Source organism: Nocardioides sp. (genome assembly GCF_035703625.1).
GTDB lineage: Bacteria > Actinomycetota > Actinomycetes > Propionibacteriales > Nocardioidaceae > Nocardioides.
The window spans coordinates 1-6,325 of record NZ_DASSXS010000261.1; the positions used below are offsets into that span (position 1 = coordinate 1).

At 71.3% G+C, this 6,325-nt stretch carries 7 protein-coding genes; all 7 read left to right on the top strand.

Translation table 11 applies throughout. The features are described from left to right. Nucleotides 1-244, top strand: a 244-nt coding sequence (locus VFN12_RS13715) for a hypothetical protein (RefSeq protein ID WP_325119278.1), incomplete at its 5' end; no start/stop codon positions are given. Next, nucleotides 241-2,166, top strand: coding sequence for a hydantoinase B/oxoprolinase family protein (locus VFN12_RS13720; RefSeq protein ID WP_325119279.1), 1,926 nt, complete (start codon nt 241-243; stop codon nt 2,164-2,166). The genes VFN12_RS13715 and VFN12_RS13720, both read left to right, overlap by 4 nt. 11 nt (nt 2,167-2,177) lie before the next feature. Next, nucleotides 2,178-2,621 carry a DUF1801 domain-containing protein gene (locus VFN12_RS13725; protein WP_325119280.1) on the top strand — a complete coding sequence of 148 codons (444 nt, stop codon included), beginning with the start codon at nt 2,178-2,180 and terminating at the stop codon, nt 2,619-2,621. Continuing rightward, nucleotides 2,618-3,094, top strand: coding sequence for a nucleoside deaminase (locus VFN12_RS13730; protein ID WP_325119282.1), 477 nt, complete (start codon nt 2,618-2,620; stop codon nt 3,092-3,094). The genes VFN12_RS13725 and VFN12_RS13730 overlap by 4 nt, the downstream gene beginning before the upstream one ends. A gap of 141 nt (nt 3,095-3,235) precedes the next feature. Then, nucleotides 3,236-3,907, top strand: coding sequence for a hypothetical protein (locus tag VFN12_RS13735; protein WP_325119283.1), 672 nt, complete (start codon nt 3,236-3,238; stop codon nt 3,905-3,907). Between the two features lie 94 nt (nt 3,908-4,001). Continuing rightward, nucleotides 4,002-4,946, top strand: coding sequence for a carbamate kinase (locus VFN12_RS13740; RefSeq protein ID WP_325119284.1), 945 nt, complete (start codon nt 4,002-4,004; stop codon nt 4,944-4,946). A 29-nt stretch (nt 4,947-4,975) separates the two neighbouring features. After that, nucleotides 4,976-6,082 (top strand): ring-opening amidohydrolase, encoded by a 1,107-nt coding sequence (locus tag VFN12_RS13745; protein WP_325119285.1) that lies wholly within the window; start codon nt 4,976-4,978, stop codon nt 6,080-6,082. Nucleotides 6,083-6,325: the final 243 nt, after the last annotated feature.

The following is a 6,325-nucleotide window of genomic DNA, read 5'->3' on the forward strand; positions in this document are numbered from 1 at the left end:
GGTCTGCTTCGACGCCGCCGAGGGGTACGTCGACACGGCGGTGCTGTGGCGACCCGACCTGGCGCCGGGGGCCACCGTCGACGGCCCGGCCATCATCGAGGAGTTCGGCTCGACGGTGCCGCTGCACCCCGGCTTCACCGCCCGGGTCGACGAGTACCTCAACCTGATCGTGACGCGATCCCCGGTGGTTGAGGAGGGCCGTCCAGGCCCGTCTCGAAACCCCGGAACGGAGGCAGGGCAGTGAGCAGACGCGTCCCGACCGACTTCCCGTTCGGCTTCCTGACCGACGACGCCGGTGCAGGCGCCGACCCGGTCCTGGTCGAGATCGTCCAGGGCTCCCTGGCCAGCGTGGAGATGGAGGTCGAGACCGCGATCGCGCGCACCAGCCGGAGCCCGATGATCCGCGACGCCCACGACTTCCGCGCCGGCATCCACGACCGGTTGCTGCGCAAGCTCACCGGCCGCTCCTACTCCGCTCTCGTGCACCCGGTCGCCCGCGACTTCCCGATGGAGGAGATGCGGCCGGGCGACGTGTTCTTCCACAACGACGTCTACCGCTCCGAGGGCGGCATCGGGCACCTGCCCGACCTGTGCGTGACCGTCCCGGTGTTCGCCGGGCACGAGGGGAGCGAGCGCGTGGTGGCGTTCGTGCAGGCCTTCGGCCACCACGACGACATCGGCGGCGCCGTGCCCGGCTCGATGCCGTCGTCGGCCACCAGCGTCTTCGAGGAGGGCCTGATGGTGCCCCCGATCAGGCTCTGGGACGCGGGTCGTCCCAACCGCGCGGCCCTGGCGATCATGACGCGCAACTCCCGGATGCCGGAGAGCCTGGCCGCCGACCTCGACGCCGAGTGCGCGGCCTGCCTGATGGGTGCCCGCCGGCTCGGCGAGCTCTTCGACCGGTACGGCGTCGAGACGGTCGAGTCGTGCTTCGACGCGATCATCGACCGCACCACGACGACGTACCGCCGCGAGATCCTGGGCCGGATCCCCGTCGGCACCTGGACGTGGGAGGACTACGCCGAGCACGACGGCGTCGACGAGCCGAAGCTGCACCGCCAGCGGATCACGCTGACCCGCACGCCCGCGGACGACCCCGGCGGGGAGCGGCTGGTGCTCGACTTCGACGGCACCGGGCCGCAGGCGAAGGGACCGATCAACCACTGCGGTGACTACAGCGACGGTGTCTTCCTCAAGAAGTGGCTGGCGCCGATCCTGCGCAACCTCGCCGACAGCCCGGAGCGGATGGCCGAGCTCGACGTCAACGAGGGCATCGTCCCGCTCATCGAGATGCGCTTCCCCGAGCCCGGGACGCTGCTCACGCCGGTGTTCCCGGCGCCCACGAACGCCCGCACGTTCGTGATCCTCCGGCTGCTCGGCGTCCTGGCCGGTGTCGTGGCCAAGGCGGTCGACGGCCGGATGCCGGCGGACCAGGAGACCATCCGCTACACGGGTGTCTACGGCGAGGACCTCGACGGGCGCCCGTACCTGATGCGCGAGGTGCTCGGGGGCGGCTCCGGTGGCCGGCCGCACGGCGACGGGGAGGACACCATCCACGTCGTCCCCGACAGCCGGAACCTGCCCTCGGAGTTCACCGAGGCTCGTTTCCCCTTCCGGGTCGAGTCGCTGGGTCTGGCCGTGGACAGCGGCGGGGCGGGCCGGCACCGGGGCGGGCTCGGCTACGAGAAGTGCATCCGGATGCTGAAGGACGCCCACTTCATGTCCATCGCCGACCGCTCGATCCTCGCCTGCTGGGGCGTGAAGGGTGGTCGCGCCGGACAGCCGTTCGAGGTGACCATCGACCCCGGCGGCCCCGGCGAGCGCGAGGTCGACGCCCTCGCCGACGCCGAGCCGGTCAGGGCCGGGGAGCTGATCCGCATCCGCACCACCGGAGGCGGCGGCTGGGGCGACCCGCTCGAGCGCGACCCGGACCTGGTCGTACGTGACGTCGTCTGGCGCAAGGTCTCGCCCGAGGCGGCGCTGGCGGACTACGGCGTGGTGCTCACCGGCTCGCTGGACGCCGACACGCTCAGCTACGACGTCACCGCCACCGCCACCGAGCGCTCAGGTCGGCCGCGCGACGCCGACCAGCCGTTCTTCGACCGCGGCCCCGGCTATGCCCGGCTCGCCGACGGGACGGCGTACGCCGCGGTGGACCTGGTGTGAGGATCGGGAGCATGAAGAGCAACGCCGAGACCGTCGAGGACTACCTCGACGAGCTGCCGCCCGATCGCCGCGAGGCGATCGCAACCATCCGCGACGTGATCAACCAGCACCTGCCCGAGGGATACGTCGAGCAGATGGAGTGGGGGATGGTCAGCTGGGTCGTCCCGCTGACCGACTACCCCGACACCTACAACGGCAGGCCGCTGTCCTACGTCTCGCTCGCCTCCCAGAAGCACCACATGGCCGTGTACCTGATGGGGCTCTACGCCGGGGGGCCGGAGGAGGCGTGGTTCCGCCGGCAGTACGCCGAGCGCGGGATGACCCTCGACATGGGCAAGTCGTGCGTGCGCTTCAAGGGGCTCGACGAGGTGCCGCTGGACGTCCTGGGAGAGGTCGTCGCGAAGATCCCCGCCGGCGAGCTCATTGCCCGCTACGAGAGCTCCAGGCAGCGATGATCGACGACACCGACCTGGTCCACCTGCGCCGCTGCGTCGAGCTCGCCCGCGAGGCGCTCGAGGACGGCGACGAACCGTTCGGCTCGGTCCTCGTCGACGCCGGGGGAGAGGTCCGCTTCGAGGACCGGAACCGGGTCAAGGGTGGGGACGAGACCCGCCATCCGGAGTTCGAGATCGCCAGGTGGTCGGCCACCCACCTGACCGCGGCCGAGCGTGCCGCCTCCACCGTCTACACCTCGGGCGAGCACTGCCCGATGTGCTCGGCGGCGCACGGCTGGACGGGGCTCGGCCGGATCGTGTACGCCGTGTCCTCGTCACAGCTGGGGGAGTGGCTCGCGGAGTGGGGCGTGGGGTCCTCGCCGGTGGCCTCGTTGCCGATCACCTCCGTGGTGCCCGGCGCGCAGGTGGAAGGGCCGGTCTCCGAGCTCGAGGGGGAGATGAAGTCGCTGCACCGGCGGCGCTTCCGGAGCTGATCCGGGTGCGGCGGTGGCTGCGCCCGTGCCGCGGACATTTGCGGGGTGCCGAGGGGTCGTCAACGCCCCGCCGACAGCGCTACCTTGAACGGAGGGGCACAGCGGTGGACGATTGACTGAACTGCTGCGCTTGGAGTCGCGATGACCACAGCCGACGTACTGCGCCACTCGGTGGAGCACACGCACGAGAACCTCGGCGCCTGGTTGGAGGGCGCGAGAGCGATGGTCGGCACGCGTGAGCAACCACGCAAGGCCCTCGAGGACATCGACACGTTCCTCGCCATCGCGAGCCGACACCTCGGGGCCGTCGACGCGGTCCTGGTGCCCGCGGTCCGCCACAAGGTCTCCCACAGCAGCAGGCTGGTCCACGACTACGTGCACGCGGAGCGGGAGCTCGAGGTGGCGCTGGCCCACATCAAGGCGCACGCCTACGGGTCGACGTACGAGTCGGGGTACTCCTGGCCAGAGGCCTGGGCCGAGGTCGACGAGTGCCTGGCCCGGCACCGGACCCGTGAGCTCGCCCTGGCCGACGCCCTGGCGGAGGTGCTGTCACCCGACGCGCTCGACCAGGTCGCCGAGTCGCTCCAGTCGGCCGAGGCCACCTCCCCGACCCGCCCCCACCCCTACGCCCCCCACACGGGCATTGCCGGGGCGGTGTCGCGCAAGGTGCTGCACACGGTGGACGCGTGGTGGGACAACGCCGAGGGGCGGATGGCCCCCGAACCGCCGCCGCCGCCGAGGCCGAAGCCCGGGCTGGTCTGGCAGTACCTCCTGGCCGACCCGCGGTTCGACGAGGAGGAGCCGATCACCTGAGCGGGGTGGGTTGGCAACACTTGCCAGCGATCCGGTGGGCGCTTGAGCGGTGTTGAGGTGCCCGTCCGGTGACGGATCCCCCTAGATTCGACGCATGAGGGTCCTGATCGCACTGGGCGGCAACGCGATGACCGGCGAGGACGGCAGCGCCCGCGTCGAGGACCAGATCGCGGCCGGCAAGGTGGCGATGGAAGCGGTCGCCGACCTGCTCGAGCACGACATCGACATCGTGCTCACCCACGGCAACGGCCCGCAGGTCGGCAACCTGCTGGTCAAGAACGAGGTGGCCGCAGCCGTCGTACCCCCCGTGCCGCTGGATTGGTGCGGCGCCCAGACCCAGGCGACCCTGGGCTTCGTGCTGATGGAGGCGCTGGACGTCGCGACCGCCGCCCGTGGCCTCTACCGCCGCTCCGCGGCGCTCGTCACCCGTTGCCTCGTCGACGCCGACGACCCGGGGTTCTCGCGACCGAGCAAGCCCATCGGCAGGTACCTGTCGGCCGAGGAGGCCGCGATGCTGATCGAGCACGGCGAGCACTGGGAGGACCGCGGCGAGAAGGGCTGGCGCCGCCTGGTCGCCTCGCCCGAGCCGCGGGCGATCCTGGATGCCCCGGCGGTGCGCGCCCTGGTCGATGCCGGGTTCGTCGTGATCGCCAACGGCGGTGGCGGGATCCCGGTGGTGCGGGGGGCCGACGGGCTGCGCGGCGTCGAGGCGGTCATCGACAAGGACCTCGGCGCAGCCCTGCTCGCCCGCACGGTCGACGCCGACGTGCTCGTCATCGCCACCGACGTCCCCAACGCCGTACTCCGCTTCGGCACGCCCGACGCCGAGCCGCTCGGGCGGGTGACCATCGCGCGGCTCCGCGAGCTCGCGGAGGAGGGCCACTTCGCCAGTGGCTCGATGGGGCCGAAGGTGGACGCAGCCTGCAGGTTCGTCGAGGAGGGGGGCCAGTACGCCGTGATCACCGACCTCGACAGCATCGTCAACGCCGTGACCGCCTCCGAGGAGGAGCGCGAAGGCACCATCGTCGTACCCAACTGACCTGGTCAGCTGAAAGGAAACCCAGTCCCATGACCCACGCCATCGAGGTCCGCAAGGTCCCGCTGCACTCCGTCTCCGACGCCTCCGAGCTCGCGACGCTGATCGACGACGGGGTGATGGCCGCGGACCGTGTGGTCGCGATCATCGGCAAGACCGAGGGCAACGGGGGGGTCAACGACTACACCCGGATCATCGCCGACCGCGCGTTCCGCGAGGTCCTCGTCGAGAAGGGCGCGCCCGCCGACCAGGTGAAGCAGATCCCGATCGTGTGGTCCGGAGGCACCGACGGCGTGATCAGCCCGCACGCGACGATCTTCGCGACCGTCGACACCACCGAGGACGACCCGGCGATGGACGAGCCGCGGCTGACGGTCGGCTTTGCCATGAGCGAGGTGCTGGCGCCCGAGGACATCGGCCGGACGGCGATGATCTCGAAGGTGGCCGACGCCGTGAGGTCGGCGATGGCGCGCGCCGGCATCGACGACCCGGCCGACGTCCACTACGTGCAGACCAAGACCCCGCTGCTCACCATCAACACCATCCGCGACGCCAAGTCGCGCGGCAAGACCGTGTGGACCGAGCACACCCACGAGTCGATGGACCTCTCCAACGGGTGTACGGCGCTCGGCATCGCGGTCGCCCTCGGCGAGATCGGGATGCCGACCGACGACGACGTCATGCACGACCGGTCGCTGTACTCCTCGGTGGCGTCCTGCTCCTCGGGTGTGGAGCTCGACCAGGCCCAGGTCGTGGTCGTCGGCAACACCACCGGCGTCGGCGGCCGGTACCGGATCGGGCACTCGGTGATGAAGGACGCGCTCGACCAGGACGGGCTGTGGGAGGCGATCCGCTCCGCCGGCCTCGACCTCCCCGAGCGGCCGCACACCTCCGACCTCGACGGCCGGCTGGTCAACCTGTTCCTCAAGTGCGAGGCCTCGCAGGACGGCGAGGTGAGGGGCAGGCGCAACGCGATGCTCGACGACTCCGACGTGCACTGGCACCGGCAGATCAAGGCGTGCGTCGGCGGGGTGACCGCTGCCGTGACCGGCGACCCGGCGGTCTTCGTGTCGGTCTCCGCGGCCCATCAGGGCCCCGACGGCGGCGGCCCCGTCGCCGCGATCGTCGACCTCGGCTGACCCGTTGAGTCGGGGATCCGCGACCGTTGAATCGGGGATTCGCGACCGTTGAGTGGGGGATCCGCGACCGTTGAGTGGGGGATCCGCGACCGTTGAGTGGGGGATCCGGCGGAGTGCCCGCGCTGCTAGAGCGTCTTCGAGCCGCGCCCGGGGCTCCATCCGGTCGCCAGTGGCATCAGGTCGTCGATCGCGACGCTGCGCACGCCCTCGGGTATCGGCAGGATGACGCGGATGCCGGGGTGA

Excerpts from the sequence above, each read along its gene's own strand:
- VFN12_RS13725 (WP_325119280.1), top strand. The coding sequence starts at position 2,178 with ATGAAGAGCAACGCCGAGACCGTCGAGGACTACCTCGACGAGCTGCCG.
- VFN12_RS13730 (WP_325119282.1), top strand. The coding sequence starts at position 2,618 with ATGATCGACGACACCGACCTGGTCCACCTGCGCCGCTGCGTCGAGCTC.
- VFN12_RS13735 (WP_325119283.1), top strand. The coding sequence starts at position 3,236 with ATGACCACAGCCGACGTACTGCGCCACTCGGTGGAGCACACGCACGAG.
- VFN12_RS13740 (WP_325119284.1), top strand. The coding sequence starts at position 4,002 with ATGAGGGTCCTGATCGCACTGGGCGGCAACGCGATGACCGGCGAGGAC.
- VFN12_RS13745 (WP_325119285.1), top strand. The coding sequence starts at position 4,976 with ATGACCCACGCCATCGAGGTCCGCAAGGTCCCGCTGCACTCCGTCTCC.